The 22,811-nt window shown below is 60.8% G+C and carries 23 protein-coding genes; 14 read left to right on the top strand and 9 right to left on the bottom strand.

What is annotated here, in order from left to right:
- Position 1 precedes the first annotated feature (1 nt).
- Positions 2–274: a DUF2277 domain-containing protein gene (locus tag YH3_RS06140; protein WP_003945457.1), complete on the bottom strand. Its 273-nt coding sequence runs from the start codon at positions 272–274 to the stop codon at positions 2–4.
- A gap of 132 nt (positions 275–406) precedes the next feature.
- On the opposite strand from YH3_RS06140, the gene YH3_RS06135 reads away from it, so the two are divergent.
- Both YH3_RS06135 and YH3_RS06130 read left to right on the top strand, forming a co-directional pair.
- On the top strand, positions 407–1,285 hold the full coding sequence (locus YH3_RS06135; RefSeq protein WP_003945620.1) for a bile acid:sodium symporter family protein: 879 nt from the start codon (positions 407–409) through the stop codon (positions 1,283–1,285).
- 82 nt (positions 1,286–1,367) lie between these two features.
- The gene (locus YH3_RS06130; protein WP_064112460.1) at positions 1,368–2,378 is read left to right on the top strand and encodes an ABC transporter substrate-binding protein; all 1,011 of its coding nucleotides are present in this window, start codon (positions 1,368–1,370) and stop codon (positions 2,376–2,378) included.
- Between the two features lie 47 nt (positions 2,379–2,425).
- On the opposite strand, the gene YH3_RS06125 is transcribed toward YH3_RS06130, so the two are convergent.
- Positions 2,426–3,013: a TetR/AcrR family transcriptional regulator gene (locus YH3_RS06125; RefSeq protein ID WP_003945528.1), complete on the bottom strand. Its 588-nt coding sequence runs from the start codon at positions 3,011–3,013 to the stop codon at positions 2,426–2,428.
- Between the two features lie 96 nt (positions 3,014–3,109).
- Here YH3_RS06125 and YH3_RS06120 point away from each other — a divergent pair, with 96 nt between their 5' ends.
- The gene (locus tag YH3_RS06120; protein ID WP_064443122.1) at positions 3,110–4,510 is read left to right on the top strand and encodes a cytochrome P450; all 1,401 of its coding nucleotides are present in this window, start codon (positions 3,110–3,112) and stop codon (positions 4,508–4,510) included.
- A 98-nt stretch (positions 4,511–4,608) separates the two neighbouring features.
- Complete coding sequence (locus tag YH3_RS06115) at positions 4,609–4,926, top strand: DUF4333 domain-containing protein (protein ID WP_020906277.1); 318 nt, start codon at positions 4,609–4,611, stop codon at positions 4,924–4,926.
- Between the two features lie 54 nt (positions 4,927–4,980).
- Here YH3_RS06115 and YH3_RS06110 read toward each other — a convergent pair whose 3' ends face one another.
- The 4 genes from YH3_RS06110 to YH3_RS06095 form a co-directional block, all read right to left on the bottom strand.
- Positions 4,981–6,129: an acetyl-CoA C-acetyltransferase gene (locus YH3_RS06110; protein WP_003945727.1), complete on the bottom strand. Its 1,149-nt coding sequence runs from the start codon at positions 6,127–6,129 to the stop codon at positions 4,981–4,983.
- An 11-nt stretch (positions 6,130–6,140) separates the two neighbouring features.
- Positions 6,141–6,812 carry a TetR/AcrR family transcriptional regulator gene (locus YH3_RS06105; RefSeq protein ID WP_064443121.1) on the bottom strand — a complete coding sequence of 224 codons (672 nt, stop codon included), beginning with the start codon at positions 6,810–6,812 and terminating at the stop codon, positions 6,141–6,143.
- A 75-nt stretch (positions 6,813–6,887) separates the two neighbouring features.
- A complete protein-coding gene (locus YH3_RS06100; RefSeq protein ID WP_003945582.1) occupies positions 6,888–7,700 on the bottom strand; it encodes an SDR family oxidoreductase in 813 nt (270 codons plus the stop codon).
- Positions 7,700–8,929, bottom strand: a complete 1,230-nt coding sequence (locus YH3_RS06095; RefSeq protein WP_007734188.1) for an acyl-CoA dehydrogenase family protein — start codon at positions 8,927–8,929, stop codon at positions 7,700–7,702. Before YH3_RS06095 ends, YH3_RS06100 begins: the two co-directional genes overlap by 1 nt.
- A gap of 55 nt (positions 8,930–8,984) precedes the next feature.
- Between YH3_RS06095 and YH3_RS06090 the strand changes: the two genes are divergently transcribed.
- The 6 genes from YH3_RS06090 (at position 8,985) to YH3_RS06065 (ending at position 15,477) form a co-directional block, all read left to right on the top strand.
- Positions 8,985–10,526 carry a FadD3 family acyl-CoA ligase gene (locus YH3_RS06090; protein WP_064443120.1) on the top strand — a complete coding sequence of 514 codons (1,542 nt, stop codon included), beginning with the start codon at positions 8,985–8,987 and terminating at the stop codon, positions 10,524–10,526.
- Entirely contained in the window at positions 10,523–11,395 is an 873-nt protein-coding gene (locus YH3_RS06085; RefSeq protein WP_054188068.1) for an enoyl-CoA hydratase, read from the top strand. Before YH3_RS06090 ends, YH3_RS06085 begins: the two co-directional genes overlap by 4 nt.
- Positions 11,395–12,555 carry an acyl-CoA dehydrogenase family protein gene (locus tag YH3_RS06080; protein ID WP_007734181.1) on the top strand — a complete coding sequence of 387 codons (1,161 nt, stop codon included), beginning with the start codon at positions 11,395–11,397 and terminating at the stop codon, positions 12,553–12,555. Before YH3_RS06085 ends, YH3_RS06080 begins: the two co-directional genes overlap by 1 nt.
- A complete protein-coding gene (locus YH3_RS06075) occupies positions 12,552–13,517 on the top strand; it encodes an acyl-CoA dehydrogenase family protein (RefSeq protein WP_064443119.1) in 966 nt (321 codons plus the stop codon). The genes YH3_RS06080 and YH3_RS06075 overlap by 4 nt, the downstream gene beginning before the upstream one ends.
- Positions 13,514–14,566: an acyl-CoA dehydrogenase family protein gene (locus YH3_RS06070; RefSeq protein WP_003945931.1), complete on the top strand. Its 1,053-nt coding sequence runs from the start codon at positions 13,514–13,516 to the stop codon at positions 14,564–14,566. The genes YH3_RS06075 and YH3_RS06070 overlap by 4 nt, the downstream gene beginning before the upstream one ends.
- Before the next feature lie 146 nt (positions 14,567–14,712).
- Positions 14,713–15,477 carry an SDR family NAD(P)-dependent oxidoreductase gene (locus tag YH3_RS06065; RefSeq protein ID WP_054827265.1) on the top strand — a complete coding sequence of 255 codons (765 nt, stop codon included), beginning with the start codon at positions 14,713–14,715 and terminating at the stop codon, positions 15,475–15,477.
- A gap of 79 nt (positions 15,478–15,556) precedes the next feature.
- On the opposite strand, the gene YH3_RS06060 is transcribed toward YH3_RS06065, so the two are convergent.
- On the bottom strand, positions 15,557–17,941 hold the full coding sequence (locus YH3_RS06060) for a hypothetical protein (RefSeq protein WP_064443118.1): 2,385 nt from the start codon (positions 17,939–17,941) through the stop codon (positions 15,557–15,559).
- A 303-nt stretch (positions 17,942–18,244) separates the two neighbouring features.
- On the opposite strand from YH3_RS06060, the gene YH3_RS06055 reads away from it, so the two are divergent.
- A complete protein-coding gene (locus tag YH3_RS06055; protein ID WP_064443476.1) occupies positions 18,245–18,910 on the top strand; it encodes a hypothetical protein in 666 nt (221 codons plus the stop codon).
- Positions 18,911–19,135: 225 nt separating this feature from the next.
- Positions 19,136–20,023 carry an alpha/beta fold hydrolase gene (locus YH3_RS06050; RefSeq protein WP_064443117.1) on the top strand — a complete coding sequence of 296 codons (888 nt, stop codon included), beginning with the start codon at positions 19,136–19,138 and terminating at the stop codon, positions 20,021–20,023.
- Position 20,024: 1 nt separating this feature from the next.
- On the opposite strand, the gene YH3_RS06045 is transcribed toward YH3_RS06050, so the two are convergent.
- Both YH3_RS06045 and YH3_RS06040 read right to left on the bottom strand, forming a co-directional pair.
- A complete protein-coding gene (locus tag YH3_RS06045) occupies positions 20,025–20,843 on the bottom strand; it encodes an HAD family hydrolase (RefSeq protein ID WP_003945542.1) in 819 nt (272 codons plus the stop codon).
- A 62-nt stretch (positions 20,844–20,905) separates the two neighbouring features.
- Positions 20,906–21,376, bottom strand: coding sequence for a MarR family winged helix-turn-helix transcriptional regulator (locus tag YH3_RS06040; RefSeq protein WP_007734171.1), 471 nt, complete (start codon positions 21,374–21,376; stop codon positions 20,906–20,908).
- 111 nt (positions 21,377–21,487) lie between these two features.
- On the opposite strand from YH3_RS06040, the gene YH3_RS06035 reads away from it, so the two are divergent.
- Together YH3_RS06035 and YH3_RS06030 are read left to right on the top strand one after the other, a co-directional pair.
- On the top strand, positions 21,488–21,985 hold the full coding sequence (locus YH3_RS06035) for a VOC family protein (protein WP_054781329.1): 498 nt from the start codon (positions 21,488–21,490) through the stop codon (positions 21,983–21,985).
- A 37-nt stretch (positions 21,986–22,022) separates the two neighbouring features.
- Positions 22,023–22,811 carry a pirin-like bicupin family protein gene (locus YH3_RS06030; protein ID WP_064443116.1) on the top strand — a complete coding sequence of 263 codons (789 nt, stop codon included), beginning with the start codon at positions 22,023–22,025 and terminating at the stop codon, positions 22,809–22,811.

Genomic DNA, 22,811 nt, shown 5'->3' with positions numbered 1-22,811 from the left:
GTCAGGACGAACGAGCAGCGATCCGGGCCTGTACTTCCGGGCGACGCAACGGAGGGACGGTCTGAGGTGGCTGTCTGCGAGGCGGCAACGCACTGAGCAGGCGCGTCGTCGTTTCGGTCACCTCACGCACCGCCTGTTCGAAGGCGTCTCGGTTCGCGTCGGACACCTTGGCTATTCCGCTCACCTTACGTACGTATTGGCGAGAGGCCGCCTCGATCTCCTCCGGCGTAGCAGCGGGCTCGAGTCCACGAAGTTCAGTGATGTTTCGGCACATAATTCGACGATAACCCTGCTCACCGACGCCGTCACGGTTCGATACATCAATGTATCCAAACTGCCACGCAGATCCGGGCATCACGGTAGTTTCAGTGAAATTCCCCCAGTGACTGGAAGTAGCCACTAACTCATGGACTCTGCACTCACCTCCGTCGGCCTACCCGCCGCACTCGCCATCATCATGTTCGGCCTCGGGCTTTCCTTGACGGTCGGAGATTTTGCCCGCGTGGCAAAAGCGCCGAAAGCCGTCTCGATTGCCCTGATCTGTCAGTTGTTGTTGCTCCCGGCCGCGGCCTTCGGTCTGGTCACGTTGTTCGACCTCGACCCGCTGCTCGCCGTCGGCATGATGCTCCTCGCCGCATCACCGGGCGGCACCACGGCAAATCTGTTCAGTCATCTGTTCCGCGGCGATGTCGCTCTCAATGTGACACTCACTGCGGTCAATTCGGTGATAGCGGTGGTCACCCTTCCGCTCATCACCAACTTCGCGTTGGGGTACTTCGAACCCGAGGACGCGGACGGCACCCTCGGACTGCAGTTCACGAAGGTACTTCAGGTCTTTGCCGTCGTACTGATTCCTGTCGCCCTCGGAATGTGGGTTCGATTGCGCTCGAGCGCCTTTGCCGAGCGCATGGACAAGCCCGTCCGCATCGGATCCGCGGTGGTTCTGGCACTGGTGATCGTCGGAACGGTTGTTTCCGAGCGCGAGAACATCGCGGACTATCTCGTCGACATCGGCGTCGTCGCTGCCTTGTTCTGCCTACTGAGCCTCTCGATCGGTTACGTCGTTCCCCGGATATTCGGCATCGAGGATCGTCAGGCCATCGCCAGTTCCATGGAAATCGGCATCCACAACAGCACGTTGGCGATCACCATCGCCGTCAGTCTCCTCGACAACGTGCAATTGGCAGTGCCGGCCGCGGTGTACGGCGTTCTGATGTTCCCGCTCGCTGCAGCCTTCGGCGCCGCCATCACCCGCAAGTCACGGACCATGGCCGAAATCGACTAATATCAGGCGGTTTTCGATATAGGTGATCTGGTATCGCCAACCCTACGATCGATACGGACTCAGACCGAAGGGTATCGAAAAAATGCTGACCAACACACCTACCGTGCCGGACGAACGCGTCTGGCAAGAGCTAGTCGACGCACTTACCCGTCGCCAATTCGGCATCGGAGCCGGGATGGCAGCAGTCGCAACTATTCTGTCGTCCTGCAGTTCCAGCGACGGTTCAGGTACCGATGATGACGCTCAAATGCGCACCGTCACCACGCCGTTGGGGACCTACGACATACCTACCAACCCGAAGCGGGTCTTGGCCGTCGACGCCCGAACCGACCTCGAGCTCGCCATTGCCCTGGAACTACCGGTGTTCGGATACAACATCTCGCCCGTCACCAAGTGGGTTCCCGCCGACGGCTCGGCCGAATACCTCAGCGACAAGCCCAATCTGGAGCAGATCCTCGGACTCGCACCCGATCTCATCATCTGCGTCAACGCCGACAACGAGTACTGGCCCGCTGCAAAGCTCCAAGCCATCGCTCCTGTCCTGACGACCGAATCGAAGCAGACGTGGCGGGAGAACCTGACCCGGCTCTCCGATTGGCTGGGCCGAACACCCACCATGGATCGCCTGATCACCGATTACGACGCTCTGATCACCGACATTCGCACTCGACACGCTTCGGCGATCGCGGGCAAAACCGTCGCAAGCTTGTCCTACAGTCCGGACAAGGCCACGATCTACATCGACAGCCTGCCCGTGTCGGAGGAAACGGGAAAGAAGAATCGTCAACCCACCGACATGACGCTCGCCGATATCGGCGGAAGAACATTGAACACAACCGGTTTCGACAATCAGGGACGACTGAGCATCGAAGAGATGGATCGTCTGCAAGACTGCGACGCGTTCATGGTTTCTGTCACCGACAGCAGTGACACCACCTTCGATCAACTCTCGGACAACAAGTTGTGGCAACGACTTCCGGCTGTGCAGGCCGGGAACGTCGCCGTTCTGCAAGGAAGTACGTACTACGGGTCCATCTACACCAACATGTACGTGGCCAAGGGCTGGGACGATCTCTATTCGACGCTCGACTGATCAGCCTTGTCCGTGGAAATGCCGGCCGCTCCCGCGCGGTCGGCTTTTCACGTTTCGAGGTCGATGCCCAACGCTCCGGAGAGGGTCCGCAGACAGATCACTCTCAACTCTTCCTGCGGTATGGAAGGTTGATCGAGCCAGTCGAGGCAGACAGCTCGGACGAACGCGATCCATCCCCGAACTGCAACGGCAGCGAGCTGTCTTCTTTCGCCCTCGAATCCCAGTGCATCGAGGATTCGAATCTGCTGCTGTTCGAGTTCGCGCTCGACAATCGCCCGGATACCGGCCTCGGCCGAGAGCGTCCCGACGTTGATGGCGCGCACTCCCCTGCTGTGCGACTTCACGTACGCGAAGTAGGCGTCCAACCCGGCTGCCACCTGTTCGCGCACCGGTAGCGTCGCATCGGGTGCGGTCACCTCGAGCAGGTGCTGCGATTCGCGCTCGACGATTGCGGCGAAGAAGTCTCGCTTGGTCGGAAAATAGTGGTACATCAACCCGCGCGAGACGCCCGCAATCTCGGCGACCTCTTCGATCCACACATCCTCGTACGAGCGATCGGCAAAAAGTTGCGCGCCGATGTCGAGCAACTGCGTGCGCCGCTGCTCTCGGTCCAGGCGTTTTCGTGGTGCGACCATAGGCAAGTCAGATTACTACTTGACACCGATTCAGTAAGGCGTACTTTGCGTACTAGACATCAATTCAGTAAGCGATCTCACCCCGGGGGACACACAATGAGCGTCGACACCACTCCAGAGGCGACGACCGATGCTCGGATCCCGCATCCGGCGTGGCGCCTGCCGGTCCTCGGGGACGTTCTCGGGATCAATATCCGGACACCGCTGCAGAACTCCGTGAGCATCGGCCGCGAACTCGGCCCGATCTTCGAGAGAAATGTCCTGGGAAATCGCTTCGTCTTCGCCTCGGGCGCGGACATGGTGGCAGAACTGTCCGACGAGTCCCGGTTCGCGAAGCACCTTGCACCTGGAGTCAAAGCACTCCGCGGAATCGGCGGCGACGGCCTGTTCACGGCGTACAACCACGAACCCAACTGGGGCAAGGCGCACAATCTCCTGGCACCGGCGTTCAGCCAGACTGCGATGCGCTCGTACCACCGCACCATGCTCGACGTGGCCGGCGAGTTGGTCGACCATTGGGACAGTCGTGAAAGTGACTCCCCCATCGACGTCTCCGCAGACATGACCAAGCTGACGCTGGAGACCATCGGACGCACTGGATTCAGCTACTCGTTCGACTCCTTCGAACGTGAAGAACAGCATCCGTTCGTCAAGGCAATGGTCGGCGCACTCTCCCATTCGCAGCGCACGACGTTCCTGAAGTCGACCGCCCTCGGGCGAGTGCTCGCACGTCGCGCCGATCAACGTGACGAGGTCCGCAAGGCGTACATGGCCGAGGTTGTGGACGAAGTGATCCGTGCCCGGCGGACAAGTACCGAACCGGGGCCCGAAGATCTTCTCGAACTGATGCTGCGGGCGGCACGCGAAAACGATCCCAACCGTATCGACGAACTGAACATCCGCCATCAGGTCGTGACCTTCCTCGTCGCCGGACACGAAACGACCTCCGGCGCATTGTCGTTCGCGCTGTACTACCTGTCACGAAACCCTGACGTGCTGGCCAAGGCGCAAGCCGAGGTCGACAAGGTATGGGAGGGCGAGGAGCCCGCCTTCGAGAAGATCGCGAAACTTCGATACGTACGACGCGTCCTCGACGAATCATTGCGTCTGTGGCCGACCGCTCCCGCCTACGGGCGCGCGGCGCTCGAAGACACGACGCTCGTCGGCAAGTATCCGATGAAGAAGGGCGATTGGATGCTCGTGCTCATCCCCTCACTTCATCGTGATCCGGTGTGGGGCAACGATCCCGAGGCGTTCGATCCGGATCGCTTCCTGCCCGCCAACATCAAAGCCAGGCCGCCGCACGTGTACAAGCCGTTCGGAACAGGTGAACGCGCCTGCATCGGAAGACAATTCGCTATTCACGAAGCGGTCCTCGTGTTGGGCACCATCTTGCAGAAATACACGATCGAGGCCGATCCGGACTACGAGTTGAAGGTAGCCGAACGGCTCACCCTGATGCCCGAAGGCTTCAACTTGACGGTCCGCCGACGCTGACCTCGCAAAACTGCGTCGCGCAACTCGGTTGAAACAGTCCCGAATGCGGTAATCCCTGAGGTGGCAGCAGCGAGCACTGGCGCACCCTGGGAGTTCACATGACAAAGAGGCCTGCAGTGGGAATCGTCTTACTCTCGGCGGCATTGGCCACGGGAGCTTGCTCGGCAAGCGTCGGGACGCCGCAAGTGGACAAGTCCGAAGTCGCAAGTCAGATCTCCACTCAACTAGCCGAGAAGATCGGCGAGCCACCCGACGACGTGACGTGTCCGGAGAACCTCGACGCCGAAGTCGGCGCATCGATCACGTGCATCCTGACCGAGCAGGGCACCGAATACGACGTCACAGCTACCGTGACCAGCGTTGACGGTGAAAGTGCGAACTTCGACATCAAGGTTGCGGATGTGCCGAACAACTAACTGCTGTGCGCCTTTATTAACCGCCGGCGGTTAATAAAGGCGCACAGCAAGGCGTCAGAGACGCTCGATAATCGTCGCGTTCGCGGTGCCGCCACCTTCACAGATGGTCAGCAAGCCGTAACGACCGCCGGTGCGCTCGAGTTCGTTGAGCAGGGTTGCCATCAGCTTGGTGCCGGTCGCGCCGAGCGGGTGACCGAGTGCGATCGCGCCGCCGTTGACGTTGACCTTGGCCGGATCTGCGCCGATTTCCTTGATCCAGGCCAGGACGACCGGGGCAAAAGCTTCGTTGATCTCGACGATGTCGATGTCCTCGATGCTCAGGCCGGCCTTCGCGAGAGCATGCTTCGTGGCCGGGATCGGCGCACTGAGCATGAAGATCGGGTCGTCGCCGCGTGCGCTGAGGTGATGAATCCGGGCGCGGGGCTTGAGGTTGTACTTCTCCACCGCTTCCGCCGACGCCAGCAGCAGCGCACTCGCACCGTCGGAGATCTGGCTGGCCACTGCTGCGGTCATGCGTCCGTCTTCGACGAGAACCTTGAGCGTCGCCATCTTCTCGAGGCTGGTCTCGCGGGGTCCTTCGTCGACGGTCGCGTCACCCATGGCGACGATCTCGTTGTCGAAGCGACCTGCGGCGATTGCAGCCTTGGCGCGCTCATGGCTCTGCAGGGCCCACTTCTCGAGCTCTTCGCGGCTGATGTCCCACTTCTCGGCGATCATTTCGGCGCCCTTGAACTGCGAGACCTCTTGGTCACCGTAGCGCTCGGTCCAACCGACCGAACCCGAAGTCGGCGTGTCGAATCCGTACTGCTGACCGACGATCATCGCTGCCGAGATCGGAATCTGGCTCATGTTCTGAACGCCGCCGGCAACGATCAGATCCGCGGTGCCCGACAGGATGGCCTGAGCGCCGAAGTGCACTGCCTGCTGGCTCGAACCACACTGACGGTCGACGGTCACCCCGGGAACGTGCTCCGGGAATCCCGCTGCGAGCCAGGACATACGGGCGATGTTGCCGGCCTGGCCGCCGATGGCGTCGACGCAACCGAAGATCACGTCGTCGACGTCACTGGGGTCGATACCGGTGCGCTCGACCAGTGCCTTGACGACGTGCGCACCGAGATCGATGGGGTGCACGCCGGACAGCGCGCCGCCCCTCTTGCCGATCGGTGTGCGAATGGCGTCGACGATGTAAACCTCGGACATAGCGTTAGCTCCTAGTTTCGTTGTGCAGCAATAGTTCTTGAAGTTGATTCAGCAATAGCGTCTGAAGTTGTGGCCGGATCGGAGAGCCCGTCGAGCACGATCGCGAGATATTGAGCCGCGACGGCGTGAGCCGAGAGGGATCCACCCGGGCGGTACCAGCGAACCGCGACCCACACGGTGTCGCGCATGAAGCGGAAGACCAATTCGACGTCGATGTCGGAGCGGAAGGTCCCGTCCGCGACGCCGGCTTCGAGGACGCCGACCCACAGGTCCCGGAATTCGGTGTTGCGCTCGGCCAGGTAAGCGAAGCGCTCGTTCCCGACGAGGTGCTTGACCTCGTCCTGGTAGATCGCCACAGCCGAATGTGAGGCGTCGATGGCCTCGTACGACGTCACGACCAGTGCTTCGAGCGTCGCGCGACTGTCCACCCCCGCCGCGACGATCTCGCGGTATTTTCCGAAGAGTTCGTCGAGGAACTGGTGCAGGATCTCGTCGACCATCGACTCCTTGGAATCGAAATGGTGATACAGGCTGCCGGACAGGATCCCGGCGGCGTCGGCGATGTCGCGGACGGTCGTCGCGCGCACTCCGCGATCGGCGAAGAGCCCCGCCGCGATCTCGAGCAGCTCGTCGCGGCGCCCGGACTTGCCGTTTGATTCGTCGGAATTTCGAGGTGGCGTCATGTATTCAATCCTATCCAGGGCCTTCCCCTGTGCGCGGTCAGCGAGTCCAGGACTCCTTAACCGCGCACGGGGACGCTAGGCCCTCTGCGAAGAAACGGAGACGATCTCGCCGGTCATGTAAGTGGAGTAATCGCTGGCGAGCATCGCGATGACCGTTGCGATCTCCCAGACCTCCGCGGCGCGGCCGTAGGCCTCACCGGAAGCCAACTGGTCGAGCAGTTCCTCACTGGTGACCTTCGCCAGGAACGCGTGACGCGCAATGGAAGGCGAGACCGCGTTGATACGGACTCCGTACTCCGCTGCTTCGATGGCGCTGCACCGAGTCAGCGCCATGACGCCGGCCTTGGCTGCGGCGTAGTGCGCCTGGGAATGCTGCGCGCGCCAACCGAGAACGGACGCGTTGTTCACCAGAACACCGCCGTGGGGAACGCTTTTGAAGTACCGCAGGGCTGCGCGCGTCGAACGGAAGGTGCTGTTGAGGGTGATGTCGAGAACGCGATCCCACTGATCGTCCGTCATGTCGACGACGGGAGTTTCACCGCCAAGGCCCGCGTTGTTGACGACGATGTCGATACGTCCCAACTTCTCGGCGGCGCCGACGAACAACGCGTCGACCTGCTCGGTGCTCGAGACGTCACAGATGATCGATTCGACCTGCTGACCGGGGAATTCGGCCTTCAGCTTCTCCACCGTCTCGCCGAGTCGACGCTCGTGGAAGTCGGAGACGAGAACGTCGCCGCCCTCGAGAAGCACCCTGCGCGCAGTGGAGAAACCGATGCCGGTTCCGGCTGCGGCGGTGATGATCGCCTTCTTGCCCGCGAGCAGTCCGTGGCCCGGGGTTTCCTCCGGCGCAACGGAAAGCGGGGACGCGGCTTTGGTGTCAGACATTAACGGGCCTCTCGGGGAAGACCGAGCACGCGCTCGGAAATGATGTTGCGCTGAATTTCGTTGGAGCCGCCGTAAATCGTGTCGGCGCGGGTGAAGAGGAAGAGGCGTTGCCATTCGTCGAGCTCGAGGTGCTCGGGATCGGTGATGTCCGAGGCATTGCCTTCGGAATCCGCCCACGGTGCAACCAACGACGACGCACCCTGCACGTCCATCGCCAGCTGTCCCAGATCACGATGCCAGTTGGCCCACAACAGTTTTGCGACGGACGCTTCTCCGCCACCGGTTCCGGCGTCGACCGCGTCGAGAGTGCGCATCGCGTGGGCGCGCATCACGCGCAGTCCGACCCACGCGCGGGCGATCTTTTCGCGAATGTGCGGATCCTGGTCACTGCCATTGGCTTTCGCCAGGTCGACGACGCCTTGGAGCTCGCGGGCAAATCCGATCTGCTGTCCGAGCGTGGATACACCGCGCTCGAAGGTGAGCAGCCCCATCGCGATCTTCCAGCCCTCGCCGGGTTCCCCGACCACCAGATCGGCATCGGTGACGGCGTCGTCGAAGAAGACCTCGTTGAACTCCGATGTGCCGGTGAGCTGCTGAATGGGCCGAACTGTCACACCGGGCTGATCCAACGGGACAAGCAGGAAGCTCAACCCCTGGTGACGCTTGGAGCCCACCTCGGTGCGGCAGACCACGAAGCACCACTGCGCGACGTGAGCCAGTGAGGTCCACACCTTCTGGCCGTTGATGATCCACTTGCCGTCTTCGAGGCGTGCGGTCGTGGAGACGTTCGCGAGGTCGGAACCGGCGCCGGGCTCGGAGTAGCCCTGCGACCACAGTTCACTGACCGTGTTGATGCCAGGAAGGAATCGGCGCTTCTGCTCGTCGGTGCCGTACGCGATCAGCGTCGGGCCGAGCAGCTCTTCACCGATGTGGCTGACGCGAGCGGGCGCACCGGCCTTCGCGTACTCCTGATGGAAGATGACCTGCTGGGAGATGCTTGCTCCCCGCCCGCCGAACTCCTTCGGCCACCCGAGGCACGTCCACCCCGACGCTGCGAGGTGCTTGTCCCACTCGAGTCGTTGCTCGAAGAACTCGTGCTCACTGCCGGGGCCGCCCTTACCCTTGAGCTGGGCGAATTTGCCCGTCAAGTTCTCGGCCAACCACTGCGCGACCGTGGCCGCAAACTCGTCGTCCGTCATCTGCCCGTCCGGGCTCTCGCTCTGGTCCACATATGTAAGATAACCTACCAAGCACTTGCTAGGTAGCGTGTCAGGTAGGAGTCCAGTGACCGAACAACCGAGAACCATCCCATCAGCCCTCATCCGGGCCGCCGAGGAGTTCGGTGAGCGCGCGGCTATCGCCGATGGCGACACCCGACTGACCTTCGCACAGCTACATCAGCGCGTCCGCGATTTCGCCGGCGCACTGATCAACCGTGGGGTGAAGGCAGGCGACCGCGTCGTCATCTGGGCGCCCAACACGTACCACTGGGTGATCGCCCTGCTCGGCGCTCAGTACGCCGGCGCAGCCATCATCCCGATCAACACGCGCTACACCGGCACCGAAGCACTCGACATCATCGAGCGCGTCGACGCAGCTGCCCTGGTGGTCGTCGGCACGTTCCTCAAGGCCGACCGGTACCAGCAGTTGCTCGACGCCAATCCGGACCTGAGGATCCCCACCGTCATCCAGGTACCGATCGACGGGGACGACGATTGTGACGGCGTCATCGAGTTCGAGGACTTCCTCGCGCTCGCCACCGACGCCGCCCGCACCGAAGCCGACGCGCGTGCTGCGAAGGTGCAGCCAGACGACGTCAGCGACATCCTCTTCACCTCCGGCACCACGGGACGCAGCAAGGGTGCGATCACCGCGCATCGTCAGTCCATCGCCGTCGCCAAGTCGTGGGGTGAATGCGCCGAGGTCACCGCCGACGACAACTTCCTCATCATCAGCCCGTTCTTCCACACCTTCGGATACAAGGCCGGAATCCTGGTCTGCCTGTTGAACGGTGCGACGATCGTGCCGGTGTCCGTCTTCAACATCGACGACACCCTCGCATTGGTCAGCAGCGAGAAGATCAGCATCCTGCCCGGCGCCCCGACGATCTACCAGACCATCCTCGATCATCCCCGCCGCAGCGAATACGACCTGTCCTCGCTCCGCATCGCGATCACGGGCGCAGCACCCGTGCCGGTTGCTCTCGTCGAGCGCATGCAAGCAGAGCTTTTCGACGCCGTCCTCACGGCATACGGTTTGACCGAGGCAGTGGTCGCGACCATGTGCCGCACCGACGACGACCCGGTCACCGTCTCCACCAGTTCCGGCCGCGCGACAGCCGATTTCGAGGTCAAGATCGGCGACCAGGGTGAGATCCTGCTTCGTGGACCGAACGTCATGCTCGGATACCTCGACGACCCCGAATCCACCGCCAAGGCAATCGACGCCGACGGCTGGCTGCACACCGGAGACGTCGGAACCCTCGACGAGCGTGGCTATCTCGACATCACCGACCGTCTGAAAGACATGTACGTCAGCGGCGGATTCAACGTCTACCCCGCCGAGATCGAGGGCATGTTGGCTCGCCTGCCCGGCGTCCACGAGTCTGCTGCCATCGGCATCCCCGATCACCGGATGGGAGAGGTGGGCCGCGTCTACATCGCCCAACTCGACGGTGCCGGCCTCACCGAAGAGTCGGTGATCGCCTTCCTCAAGGAGAAGATCGCAGGCTTCAAGGTGCCCCGCGAGGTGCGCTTCGTAGATCATCTGCCCCGTAACCCTTCGGGCAAGGTCCTCAAAACGGTTCTGCGCGAGGAACAATCATGACCGTTCCCTTCGAAGCCGACGTCGTGACCTACGAGGTTCGTGACTCGGTCGCCGTCGTGACCTTGAATCGACCCGACTACCGCAACGCCCAGAACTCGGTGGTCACGTACGCCCTCGACGCGGCATTCCAGCGCGCCGTCGAGGACGACGACGTGAAGGTGATCGTCCTGGCAGGCAACGGACCTCACTTCAGTGCCGGTCACGACCTGGGAACTCCGGGACGCGACCATCACGTCGAGTACGAGAACAAGGCCACCATGTGGTGGGATCACGTCGACAAGCCAGGCGGTGACCAGCGTTTCGCCCGCGAGATGGAGGTCTACCTGGGCATGTGCCGCCGTTGGCGGGAGATCCCCAAGCCCACCATCGCGATGGTGCAAGGCGCCTGCATTGCCGGCGGGCTCATGCTCGCCTGGGTCTGCGACATGATCGTCGCGGCCGACGACGCCTTTTTCTCCGATCCCGTTGTCCGCATGGGCATCCCCGGCGTCGAATACTTCGCGCACCCGTGGATGGTCGGTTCACGATTCGCCAAGGAAATGCTCTTCACCGGCGATCGGTTCACCGCGCAACGTGCATACGAAATCGGCATGGTGAACCGCGTCGTCGCCCGCAAGCATCTCGAGAAGGAGACGTTCGAGCTCGCCGGACGTATCGCCGAGATGCCGCGCTTCGGACTGGCTTTGACCAAGAAGGCCGTCAATCAGTGCGAGGATCAGATGGGGATGCGGAACGGCATCGACTCCGTCTTCGGTCTGCATCACTTCGCTCACGCTCACAACGCCGAAGTCGGCAAAGACTCGCTTGGTGGTCTCGACGCCAAAGCTATGGCTGCCAGTGCTCGCGCACCGCAGGAAGGAACAAACTAGTGGATCTCGTATTCGACGACGCCACAACCGCATTCCGTGACGAGGTTCGCTCGTTCCTGGAAGCGAATGTGCCCGCGACTCCCCTGAAGTCGATGGATACCGCCGAAGGCTTCGAAGAGCACCGTCAGTGGGAGCACACACTCGCCGATGCCGGCTACGCCGTCGTCTCCTGGCCCAAGGAACTCGGCGGACGCGATGCGTCCCTGCTCGAATGGGTCATCTTCGAGGAGGAGTACTACCGCTCGGGCGCGCCCGGCCGCGTAAGCCAGAACGGCATCTTCTTGTTGGCTCCCACACTGTTCGAGCATGCAAATGCCGAGCAGTTGGCTCGCATCATGCCGCGCATGGCTCGTGCCGACGACATCTGGGCCCAGGCCTGGTCCGAGCCCGAATCCGGTTCCGACCTCGCTAGCCTGCGTTCGAGTGCGAAGAAGGTCGACGGCGGCTGGCTGCTCAACGGTCAGAAGACGTGGAGCTCACGCGCGAGTTACGCCGACTGGGGCTTCGGCTTGTTCCGCTCCGATCCGGATGCGCAGCGCCACAAGGGCATCACGTATTTCATGTTCGACCTCCGGTCGAAGGGTGTCACCGTTCGCCCGATCGATCAGCTCGACGGTGAGCCCGGCTTCGCCGAGATCTTCCTCGAAGACGTCTTCGTTCCGGACGACCCGGCCAACCCAGGTGAGTCGGGTGTGATCGGAAACGTCAACGAAGGTTGGCGGGTCGCGATGAGCACCGCGAGCAACGAGCGTGGTCTCTCGCTGCGCAGCCCCGGCCGCTTTCTCGCCACCGTCGACCGCCTGCTCGAGCTGTACAAGTCCAGCGGACGCACCGACGACAGCGCTCTGCGCAACCAGGTCGCCGACGCCTGGATCGGCGCTCGCGCTTACCAACTCAACACATTCGGCACCGTCACCCGTCTGGCCGACGGTGGACAGCTCGGCGCCGAGTCCTCGATCAACAAGGTCTTCTGGTCCGAGTGGGATATCGCCACCCACGAGACTGCTCTCGAACTTCAGGGCCCTGAAGCCGAGTTGGCCGACAACTGGATGGACGGATACCTGTTCTCCCTGTCCGGCCCGATCTACGCAGGCACCAACGAGATTCAGAAAAACGTCATCGCTGAGCGTCTGCTCGGCCTACCGAAGGCGGACCGATGAGATTCGCGCTCGACTCCTCCCACCAGGACTTCGCTGCAAGCATCGATGCGCTGCTGACCAAGTCCGACATGCCCGCCGTCATCCGTTCGTGGAACGACGGTGACACCGAGCCGGGCAAGAAGCTCTGGCAGCGCCTCGCCGAGACCGGCGTCAACGGTCTCGTCATCTCCGAAGAGCACGACGGACTCGGCGCCGACGCCGTCGACCTGGTCGTTGCGCTCGAACAGCTCGGTCGGCACGCAGTACCCGGACCGGTCGTCGAAACGATCGCCGTGGCGCCGACGCTCCTGGCTTCCGTTGCACCGGAACGTCTCTCTGCTCTCGCCGAGGGTTCGCTGGCAACCGTCGCAGCTCCCCCGCGCACACCGTTCGCGCTCGACGCCGATGCGGTGGATCTGGTTCTGCTAGCGCAGGACGGTGCCGTATCACTCGGCGTCCCTGGCGAAGCCAAGGCATCAGTGGATCTCTCCCGCAAGCTCTACGAGGTTTCCGCCGGCGAATCACTGGGCTTCGCCGACTTCTCGGCCGCCTTCGACATGGGCGCTCTTGCCACTGCCGCGCAGTTGCAGGGCCTGGGACAGACACTGCTCGAGGTCACCACCGAATACGCGAAGCAGCGCAAGCAGTTCGGCAAGGTCATCGGACAGTTCCAGGCCATGAAGCACCACCTGGCCGAGGTTGCCGTCTCCCTCGAGATGGCTCGCCCCCTGCTGCACGGCGCCGCACTGTCGGTTCGCGATCAGTCGGCCGACGCCTCGCGTGACATCTCTGCGGCCAAGGTCGCGTGCGGGGATGCTGCGTACAAGGCCGCTCGCGTCGGACTCCAGGTTCACGGCGCCATCGGCTACACGATGGAACACGATCTCTCCTTGTGGCTCACCAAGGTACGGGCGCTGCTCACCGCGTGGGGCACACCGTCCGAGCATCGCGCACGCGTCGTCGAAGCGCTGGTTGCATCATGAGCATCGACACCGAAGACCAGGCAGCATTGCGCGCATCGGTACGCGATCTCCTGAGCAAGCATTCCGACTCCGCTGCCGTCCGCGCCGCCATCACCACAGAGATCGGCTACGACGCCGCTTTGTGGAGCAAGCTGTGCGAGCAGATCGGCGTCGCCGCGTTGGCGATTCCGGAGGAGTTCGACGGCGTCGGAGCAGGTTTGGGCGAAGTACACGTGGTCCAGGAGGAATTGGGCCGCACGCTGACCCCGTCACCGATGCTGGGTTCGGCGATTCTTGCCGCACAGGCACTGCTGCTTTCCGGTGACAACGACGCATGCTCGCGACTGCTGCCCGGTGTCGCGTCCGGCGAGAGCACGCTCGCTCTGTGCTGGGCAGGTGCCGCGGGTTGGAGCACCTTCGGCGTCGAGGCAACCGAAGACGCGTTGACCGGCACGGCGTCGTACGTCCTCGACGGACACGTCGCAGACACCCTGCTCGTTCTCACGGCCGACGGGTTCTACGAAGTGGATCCAGCGGCCGAAGGCGTCTCCCGCCGACGCGTCCCCACCATGGATCCGACGCGAACGCTGGCGGAGGTCACGTTCTCCGGTGTTCGTGGTCGGCCACTGGAGTGGTCCGAAGATCTGGTCGATCGGATCCGAACCGTCGTTCTGATCGCCTTGTCTGCTGAACAGGTGGGAGCGGCCGCAGCGATCGTCGAACAGACCGTGGAATACACCAAGTCGCGCAAGCAGTTCGGTCGCGCGATCGGTTCTTTCCAGGCCCTCAAGCATCGGATGGCCGACATGTACACGTTGGTCGAGACGGCGCGCTCGATGACGTACGCCGCCGTGGCGACGCAGTCGGCGGACGACGCGGCAGTGGCGAAGGTCTACTGCTCGGAAGCCTTGCAGCAGATCACCTCCGAAGCGGTTCAGTTGCACGGCGGAATCGCAATCACCTGGGAGCACGACGCTCAGCTGTACTTCAAGCGTGCACACGGCAGCGCTCAGCTCTTCGGTCAGCCGAGCACCTACCTGCCGAGCCTCGCGCAGGCAGCGGGCCTCTAGGAGACGTCGGTGCTTGTTCGCTCGGGATTGCGAGCGAACAAGCACCACTGGTGCCCAGTCAGTGGAATGCCCAGCAGATTAATAGCTCTGGATCGCGCAGAATCGGTCACCAGACAGCTGTCCATCCCACAGACCGGAGTTTTCTCGTGAATCGATTCGACGACAAGCGCGTCCTCATCAGCGGCGCAGGATCCGGAATCGGCCAGGCCACCGTTGCCCGCATCCTGGCAGAAGGTGGCACCGTCGTCGCCGCCGACATTTCCGAGACCGGCCTCGAACAGACGCTGAACACCGCGAAGGACGCCGGCCACTCCGATCGCCTCACCACGGTGAAGGTCGACATCTCCAGCGAAGAGTCTGTTCGCGAACAGGTCGGCGCTGCGCTCAAGGCTCTGGGCGGCCTCGACGTGCTGGTCAACGCGGCGGGCATTCTGCGCTCCGCACACACCCACGAGATGACACTCGATTTCTGGAACACCGTCATCGGGGTCAACCTCACCGGAACATTCCTCATGACGAGGGAGTCCCTGCCGGCACTGCTCGAAAGCGGGGCAGGCGTCGTGGTCAACTTCAGTTCCACGTCGGCCACCTTCGCCCACCCGTATATGACGGCATATGCAGCGTCGAAGGGCGGAATCCAATCCTTCACGCACGCACTTGCACTCGAGTACAGCAAGCAGGGCCTTCGCGCCGTGGCCGTCGCACCCGGCAGCATCGCTTCGGGCATGACCTCCGATCCCGGCTTCCCGGCCGACATCGACTTCACGCTGCTCGGCAAGCTGGCCCCGGCAATCGGTGAGGGTTTCGCTCCCCCGTCCGCGGTCGCCGGCGTGATCGCGATGCTCGCTTCCGAGGACGGCTCGTTTGTCACCGGAACCGAAATCCGCATCGACGGCGGCACGCATATGTGAGTCATAAATCGATCAACAGGTTCTCGTACCGGTCCCCGAATATAACACTAAGGACCGGTACGAAGAATCAGGGAATGTCTCAGATCGCCTCATCTTTCTGCTCGGAGGAATTCGGGTAATTCAAACGCGTCGAATTCCCAAGCGGAATGTCAGCCCTTTCAGGCCACCGGGGTGGCCAGTCCTTCCAGTATCCGGATCGAGGCGATCCCGTAATTAACTTGAATCTCAGCGGGCCCGACTCTCCCACTTCATATTTTGGAAACATCAAGAGACGTGTAGACCTATAGGGCAGGCCCGGAGCCAATTCAACCGACGGGTAGTTTAGCGTGATTATCTTACCCTGACGTTCATATTCAATGGTCTCGCGACCGAAACGATCTATCGAACGTGCTTTCAAGTCATACACGAGGGGGAAAAGACCTGTATCCTCTAATTCTTTGATAATTATCCCTATCTCATTCGCAGCGTCTATCAATCGCTCCGAACTTGGAAAATCTGTATTCCCATGCATTACATCGTTGCGCGTATCACCCAACGATCCAGCCTGACATCTCCGCGACATACTTTTGAGATCTTTAAGTATCATTTCTCTTGAGATTTCACGCAGATTCAGAAACGCACACCGACTCGGAAACGAGAATACCGATGTGCCATAAATACATGGCAACGGAAAGTCTTTCTTAGGTCGTACATACTCCCCCGAACGTGATTCTACAGAAACCAGCCCTTTCGCTAATCGCGCAAACCCCGCCGACAATTGCGATAGCATATTCTTTCCACCGGGTGTCAACCGTAGACGAGGGTCTGCTGTTGGAGACATTTGCTCCACCCACGACAAGGAGTTTGAACCTATATCGAGATCGTAGCTGAATCTCGGGATCTCAAGGTAGTGATCTACGGTAAATGCCCAAGCACAATACGAAAGAGACCTTTGAAGAATCTCCTCAAACGCGACAAAAACATTACTTGATGTACCTCTTAATTCAGATTCATCGGCACCAGATTTCACCAATTCAATCAAGGCGTTGCATTGAGATTTAAGGGACTCAATAATCAAATTTCCTGGAACTATCGGTGCACCGAGTTTCCATTTTAACGCAGCCCCGAAGACGGACCTCCCCTCGCTTAGATAATCAGAAACCCCGTAGTCTTCACCAGCGAAATCCGAAGCCTGACGATTGCTGAGAATCAACCTGTCTATTATTTCATCCGGGGTCTCCTTGACCAGATATGACGCCAACTCGGATTTCAAATCTTTGCCCGGGCTCAAATCAAGTGCGAAAGCTAAATCTTCTGCCGAAAGCACCGAACCTGACCCAAAGTAAATATCGCGGATGAGTTTCGATAGGTTCGATGAAAATCCGGAAACAGTACCGTCGACAAACCTAACCCCGTAAGATCCTATCTCCGCCGATAAATCGTAAGAACCTTCGGGAAAACGAGAGACAACTGACTTTCTTTTTCCATAGGCACTTACACTAATATTCCCGGCCCTAACATTTCGATCGATAGCTCTACAAATCTCTTCGTCCGTAAAATAGAGAATCGCTTGCTCCAACTGCTGAACACTGAATGACTCAATCAAATCAGAAGGATTCGAAAATATTACATTCATCTGCTTGCCGATACGAGTTCTCTCGACAGGATCCCTGCAAATTTCCGAAAATAGTCGCTCGACCACGCAGCGCATCTCTTCAATTGTTAGATCGTCACTAATTACATTAATTAAATCGGTAGAAAATCTTTCTGAAGTTAAACCCATAATCTTTTGGACAATTCGATTTAGGTTTCGCATGGATTCGATATCTCCCTGAGTGGATCTATCCAAGATTTCATCCAGACGATTCTGAGCCTTTGATACGGAACTTTCTCCCGTGGAGATATCCACGGGATGAAGTATTAAGCAGTGAGCCTCGCTGCAAAGATACCCATAAACCTCATGAAATGGAGGCGGAATTGCACGGAATGATCTGCTTCTGAAGGCACCCATTGGTCCCACTACCGTCCGCCCCTCCTGAAAGACTCCTAATGGAAGTTCATCCAGCAGAATCTTGGTCTGCGCCGCAGTCAGTGAGTTCATCCCCGGAAATTTTTCAAATATAAGATCACTGGCAAGACGCCCAAAAACATAAGGATATCGGATCTTGCCATTCAATATCTCTTCAGAAAGTAGCTTCCTAAGCGCATCCGGATCAGTTTCCCTACTAACAAACAGAGAGTCACCGGACCAGATCCTTAGAAATACCACCATCTTGGACTCGTTGGGCTTATGTCGTTTCGCGCGCAGCCTCTCAACATGCTCATTCCCTACCTGATTCAAACTAATTGCATTTACCCAGGAATCAGAAATGCGATACTGCTTGTCGATTATGCATTTTTTTAACAGGCCGACAAGCCCAAGAAGATCGACCAGCCATTCTTGATCCTCGCTCGACCATGCGCTCAGTTTTTGAATATCCAACATGCAAGCAGTGTATTCGATAAGTTCGACTCGCACTTGAGTTCAAGTGCTACAGATCTCGCACCGTTCTTCGGCACGTACAGAAGTTCCCCTAAACCCCTTACTTGCCTACAGTGACATGGGGCGCCACTCTACGGAATAAGGTTCGGTTGGTCATTTTTACATCCGTAACTGTAACGCCGCATCGAAAAATCCGACGTGCGATATACCCGCCCGGACCAACCGACGGCGAACCCCACCGGTCATACTTAGGATTAGTCGATAGGACTACCAAAGATGCCGAGCGAATACCATGGAGAGCCAGCGGTGAGCGAGTCAACAGGCACTACGAACCTCGAGCCCGTGCTGATCAGTCCCGTCGTCGGCGGAAAGATCCGCACCTGGTCCGAGGACGAGACCCGCTTGTGGAGCGTCGACGATCCCGCGGCGCTCGGCGCACTGTTGGGACGCGGTCTCGTAGCCCGTACGACCCTGCCGGACAACAAGTTCCGAGAGGTTGCGTTTCTGGATACCCAGACCCAGGCCCTCACTGTGCAGCCGCGCTTCGCTTCCCCTGACAGCACTGCACTTGCCGCACCGTTCAAGCTCACCGACGCGTCCTCCCCGACCGGCGACGCTTGGGAAGATCTCGAATCGGTACTCGCGTCCATAGCGATCTCCGCTGCTGGACGCGGCGAATTCTGGCTCGCGGAACTCGGCGGGTGGGATTCCCCCCACGAGCCGAACTGCCTCTTCACGACCGTCGACGAATCGGGACTGGCCAACGCGGTCATGGAGGCCACCCCCGCGCCCGCCGGAACCGGCGTCTGGCCGGAGGTTCCGAGCGGACAAACCGGCGTTTCCGTTTCGGCACCAGCCTCACAGGACACCATCGAGGCTGCCGGAATCTTCGCGGTATCAGCGATCGAGACGTGGGGCGTCACACCGTGGGACATCAACCTCACTTTCGGCAAACTGGTCGATTTCGCCTGATCAGCGGCGCCGACACGCGGCGGTGAGTTGTACGTCTCCCCTCAGCCGACGGCTCACGGTTCGTCACAACACGCCCGATGGCGACGACATCGGGCCCCTCGGTGGGCATACTGAGGGAACTGGGGTTACTCCCGGTCACAAATACCCGTGGATCCGCGTCGGGGCGGGTGCGGTCCGACAACACGCGAGCAGCCACAGACACTGGCGGCTCCGAAAGGTTCAATCATGGCAACCGACCAACTACAGACGGTTGTATTGCACGGCGACCAGCTCAAGTACGTCGACCAAGGCAGTGGCCCCGTTGTGGTGCTCATTCACGGCCTACTGGGCGCGCACTCCAATTGGGAGCCGCAGATCGAGACGCTCTCGCGTCATTACCGCGTGATCGCCCCTGATCTCTTCGGACATGGTGCGTCGGACAAGCCTGCCGGCGACTATTCACTCAGTGCTCACGCCGCCACCGTTCGCGACCTCCTCGAAGCCCTCGATATTCCGTCGGCCACCCTCGTCGGTCACTCCCTCGGTGGTGGGATCGCGATGCAGACGCTGTACCTGTTCCCCGACCGGGTGGAGCGGCTGTGCCTGGTGGCCAGCGGCGGACTCGGCCCCGAGGTGAGCCCACTCCTGCGCGCGGCGACTCTGCCCGGCAGCGAACTGGTACTTCCCGTTCTCGCGTCCAGGACGCTGACCGACGTGACGGACAAAGCGCTCGGACTTTTCAACAAGATCGGCCTGTTCAAGCTCGGTGCCAGCGCGAGTGAGGCCCGTAAGAGCTTTGCTTCGGTATCGGACGCGTCGACACGTCAGGCATTTCTGGCGACCGCGCGATCGGTCATCAATTACAACGGCCAAACCGTCAATGCCACTCCGCATTTCGCCAACTTCAAGAACCTGCAGGCACTACTGGTGTGGGGCGAGGAAGACACCATCATCCCCAACGCCCACACCGAGAATGCTCGCGCCGAACTACCGCTGGGGCGGGTGGCGATATTCAAGCGCGCCGGGCATTTCCCGCACCTTGACTATCCGGATCGCTTCGACCGTGTCTTCTCCGAATTCATGACGGACTGCGGAGTCGGTATCGGCACCGGACCCAAGGCCGTCAGCAGCTGAACTAGCTCCCCGCAACCAGCTCTTCGAGGTAGCTCGCCACCCCGTCCTCGTCGTTCGTGGGCAAAATTCGGTCGGCGAGCTCGATGACCTCGGCTCTGGCGTTGGCGGGCGCCAGAGCCGTTCCGGCCCAGGTCAGCATCGCAACGTCGTTGAAGGCGTCACCGGCCGCGGCAACTTCCGACGCGTCGATGCCGTCGATCGCGCACAACTGCGCGAGAGCGCTGGCCTTCGAGACGCCCGCTGCAGCCATTTCCATGTACGGGGCGCCGGAGTGGGTCAACTCCACACCCTCGATGCCCGCAGCGACCGCAGTTCGGTACAGGTCGGCGCTGGGAACCTCGGCATGCCGGGCCACGATCTTGACCATCGGCTCCACGTCCAGCGGCAGCGTATCGGCGAGCACCATCTCGTGCAGGTGCCGGTGATGGTCCGCGAACTCGCACAGAGCGGCATACTCCGGCTCGGCAAAGAACTGCGTGGGTCCGACGTTCGCGAACACGACGCCAGGAATCAGAGCACGAACCTGCTCCATAGCTGTTGCAGCCAAAGATGTTTCGATCGAAACGGTGTCGACGATCTCCGGAGTCCCGTCCGCCAGGTCGAGAATGACAGCTCCGTTGGCACACACAGCTTTACCGCGAAATCCGCACGAGCTCGCCAACGTGTGTACCGAATGCCTGGCCCGGGCCGTCGCCCACACAACTTCGATCCCCGCGAGCCGCGCGTTCTCCATGGCCTGCGCGGTGCGCGCCGAAATCGTTCGGTCGGAGCGCAGCAGGGTGCCGTCGAGGTCGGTTGCGAACATACGAATACGGGTCACCAGACAATGATGGCAGTCCGTTCGCAGCCCTCACCAACTACGTGACATGGGCCGTTGCTCTGTCAATTACTTGCTTGGGCCTCGAGAAGGTGCCGACGCATCTCACCGAAGACCACACCCAGCCGCTCGACATCTCGCGGGCTCAGCAGGTCGAACATGCTCTCCCGTACAGCGGCCACGTGCGCCGGGCTTGCCGACGCCAATTTCTCGGCACCCGAGTCGGTCAGCTCCGCATTAGCGCCCCTCTTGTCGTCGACACACTCGACCCGGCGCACCCACCCGGCACCGACCAGCCGATTGACGGCCCTGGTCACACCACTTCGGGTAGCCATCACAGCGTCGGCGAGCTCACTCATGCGCAGTTGCCGGCCGGGCGCTTCGGCGAGAGCGACCAGCAGTTCGAAATCGGTGAAGGAAATGTCGGAGTCTCGCACCAACTGCTGATCGAGAACACGCTGGAGCAGTCGGGTCGAGTCCAGGTAAGCCCGCCAGGCCGTTTGCTCCGAGTCGCTCAACCACCGCGTCGATTCCATGACACCAGCATATCCGAAGTAGTTGACAACGAAATCAAATGATCTATTCTCAATGTAGTTGATCAGTCAACTACCTGTTCGAAGAGAAGGTTCAACCGAGAGGCGGGCGCTATGAGCGACAACAACGCAGTGCAGTTCGAGGAACGCCGGGCCGAGATCAGGGATCGACATCTGCTCCCCGCCGACAAACGACCCGCATCGACCGCACGCGGCCTGCACCATACGGCCCTGATCAGCAGTGACGTCGAACGAACCGTGAAGTTCTACCAGGATCTCCTCGGATTCCCACTCACCGAGTTGATCGAGAACCGTGACTATCCCGGGTCGTCGCACTTCTTCTTCGACATCGGCAATGGCAACCTTCTGGCCTTCTTCGACTTCCCGGGTCTCGACGTGGGCCCGTACCAAGAAGTACTCGGCGGCCTCCACCACATCGCGATCAGCGTCGAACCTGCCAAGTGGGCGAAGCTGCGCACCCAACTGACCGAGGCCGGCGTCGAACTGATCGAGCACAGCGAGGTCTCGTTGTACTTCCGCGATCCCGACGGCGCTCGACTCGAGCTGATCGCCGACCCTCTCGGCGAGATGTACGGCAATCACGTCCTCTGAAAACTTGCTCTCCCCCACACCCTTCGGAAGGCACACCATGACCTCCACTCTGTCGCAGCCGAACCTCGATATCCGTCGATCCGGGGATCGCTTCAAGTCCAATGCCGGCTGGCTGGACTCGAAGCACTCGTTCTCGTTCAGCAATCACTACGACCCGAAGAACACTCACCACGGTCTTCTCCTGGTCAACAACGACGACATCGTCACGCCCGGAATGGGATTCGACACCCACCCGCACCAGGACATGGAGATCGTCACCTGGGTACTGAGAGGTTCTCTCGTACATCAGGATTCGATGGGGCATTCGGGCGTCATCTACCCCGGTCTCGCCCAGCGGATGAGCGCTGGAACGGGAATCCTGCATTCGGAGAAGAACGATTCGTGGCGACTCGGTGACGTGGCCGGCAGCCATTCCGACAAGCACAGCGACCCGGTTCACTTCATCCAGATGTGGGTCATCCCCGACGAAGCCGGAATCGCCCCCGGCTACGAGCAGTTGGAGATCGACGCCGAATTGCTTGCCGGTGGTCTGGTTCCCGTCGCCTCCGGCATGGACGCGTACGCCGATCACTCGGCAATCCGGATCAAGAACAAGTACGCCGCGATGCACGTTGCGCGTCTGCAACCCGGACAACCTGTGACCCTGCCGGACGCACCGTTCCTGCACGTTTTTGTCGCCGACGGTCAGGCCGCCATGGAAGGCGTCGGAGTGCTCGAACAAGGTGACGCGGTACGCGTGTCCGGCGGCGGAGGTCAGCAGCTCAGCTCCGATACCGGGGCAGAGGTCATCGTCTGGGAAATGCACGCCACCGTTTCGCAGGGATGA

Origin of the sequence: Rhodococcus sp. YH3-3 (assembly GCF_001653035.1) — a bacterium.
Lineage (GTDB): Bacteria > Actinomycetota > Actinomycetes > Mycobacteriales > Mycobacteriaceae > Rhodococcus_F > Rhodococcus_F qingshengii.
This window is presented reverse-complemented; position numbering and strand designations above follow the sequence as displayed.

Bases quoted from the DNA above. Each gene is read 5' to 3' on its own strand.
- YH3_RS06140 (WP_003945457.1), bottom strand. From the start codon at position 274: ATGTGCCGAAACATCACTGAACTTCGTGGACTCGAGCCCGCTGCTACG.
- YH3_RS06135 (WP_003945620.1), top strand. From the start codon at position 407: ATGGACTCTGCACTCACCTCCGTCGGCCTACCCGCCGCACTCGCCATC.
- YH3_RS06130 (WP_064112460.1), top strand. From the start codon at position 1,368: ATGCTGACCAACACACCTACCGTGCCGGACGAACGCGTCTGGCAAGAG.
- YH3_RS06125 (WP_003945528.1), bottom strand. From the start codon at position 3,013: ATGGTCGCACCACGAAAACGCCTGGACCGAGAGCAGCGGCGCACGCAG.
- YH3_RS06120 (WP_064443122.1), top strand. From the start codon at position 3,110: ATGAGCGTCGACACCACTCCAGAGGCGACGACCGATGCTCGGATCCCG.
- YH3_RS06115 (WP_020906277.1), top strand. From the start codon at position 4,609: ATGACAAAGAGGCCTGCAGTGGGAATCGTCTTACTCTCGGCGGCATTG.
- YH3_RS06110 (WP_003945727.1), bottom strand. From the start codon at position 6,129: ATGTCCGAGGTTTACATCGTCGACGCCATTCGCACACCGATCGGCAAG.
- YH3_RS06105 (WP_064443121.1), bottom strand. From the start codon at position 6,812: ATGACGCCACCTCGAAATTCCGACGAATCAAACGGCAAGTCCGGGCGC.
- YH3_RS06100 (WP_003945582.1), bottom strand. From the start codon at position 7,700: ATGTCTGACACCAAAGCCGCGTCCCCGCTTTCCGTTGCGCCGGAGGAA.
- YH3_RS06085 (WP_054188068.1), top strand. From the start codon at position 10,523: ATGACCGTTCCCTTCGAAGCCGACGTCGTGACCTACGAGGTTCGTGAC.
- YH3_RS06075 (WP_064443119.1), top strand. From the start codon at position 12,552: ATGAGATTCGCGCTCGACTCCTCCCACCAGGACTTCGCTGCAAGCATC.
- YH3_RS06070 (WP_003945931.1), top strand. From the start codon at position 13,514: ATGAGCATCGACACCGAAGACCAGGCAGCATTGCGCGCATCGGTACGC.
- YH3_RS06060 (WP_064443118.1), bottom strand. From the start codon at position 17,941: ATGTTGGATATTCAAAAACTGAGCGCATGGTCGAGCGAGGATCAAGAA.
- YH3_RS06050 (WP_064443117.1), top strand. From the start codon at position 19,136: ATGGCAACCGACCAACTACAGACGGTTGTATTGCACGGCGACCAGCTC.
- YH3_RS06040 (WP_007734171.1), bottom strand. From the start codon at position 21,376: ATGGAATCGACGCGGTGGTTGAGCGACTCGGAGCAAACGGCCTGGCGG.
- YH3_RS06035 (WP_054781329.1), top strand. From the start codon at position 21,488: ATGAGCGACAACAACGCAGTGCAGTTCGAGGAACGCCGGGCCGAGATC.
- YH3_RS06030 (WP_064443116.1), top strand. From the start codon at position 22,023: ATGACCTCCACTCTGTCGCAGCCGAACCTCGATATCCGTCGATCCGGG.